Annotated in this window: 1 protein-coding gene; it reads left to right on the top strand. The window is 43.1% G+C overall.

Annotated elements, in window-relative coordinates; translation table 11 throughout:
* Positions 1–919, top strand: a 919-nt coding sequence (locus tag KXQ82_RS19760) for an integrase core domain-containing protein (protein WP_219490534.1), incomplete at both ends; no start/stop codon positions are given.

Here is a 919-nt window from a genome sequence, read left to right as displayed (position 1 = left end):
TATTTACAGACATACCGCTTTCTTATCGCCGATTATGAGTTAGTAAAATCTGGGCAGCATCCGAAGTATAGGTTTGCAAATGAGTTTTATGAAGCTAACCGTACCGATAGGCGTAGCTTCCTGAAATATTACAATCGTTACAAGCAATCGGGTAATCCGGAAGACTTATTGCCGGGTAAACGAGGTCCAAAGTATCAAACCCGCAGACCATGTGCCGATGATGAACAGCAGGTATTAGCACTACGCCGCCGTGGCTGCAATAAGTTTGAAATAGCCGATCGGATTAAACAAAAACAAGGTAACTTTAAACCATCGCCATCAGGAGTTTATAATATTCTGAAACGCTATCAACAAAATCGTTTAACGGCGGCTGATAAAGAAGAAAAGCGCAAGATTATCAAAGAACGTATGGGCCAATTAGGACATATAGACTGCCATCACTTGAGTAAAACAGTGATTAGGGGACAGCACAGGAAGCTTTACCTGCTGTGCGTTCTGGATGACTATTCACGCCTGGCCTGGGCGGAGGTAATGGACGATATCACAGCGCTGACCACCATGTTTACCGCTTTACGCTGTATGCAGGCACTCAAGCGGGAGTTCGGTATCCAGTTCGAAGAGATCATTGCCGATAATGGCCCGGAGTTTGGAACTTCAGTCAGTTTGAACAAAAAGAATCATCCCTTCGAAAGAATGCTCGTTGAAACTGGTATTAAGCGCCGATACATGAAGCCCTATCGTCCACAAACCAACGGCAAAGTAGAACGCTTTTGGCGAACATTGAAGGAAGATCTGATCGAAAAAACTGATTTCGACAGCTTTGAAGAATTGGAAGATGAATTATTGAAATACCTTGTTTATTATAATTGGGAGCGGCCTCATCAAGGTATCAATGGTAAAAAACCTATTGATATGGTCA

Origin of the sequence: Mucilaginibacter rivuli (genome assembly GCF_019391655.1) — a bacterium.
Taxonomy (GTDB): domain Bacteria; phylum Bacteroidota; class Bacteroidia; order Sphingobacteriales; family Sphingobacteriaceae; genus Mucilaginibacter; species Mucilaginibacter rivuli.
The sequence above is the reverse complement of the archived record's forward strand: the minus strand, read 5'-3'. Positions and strand labels throughout refer to the sequence as shown.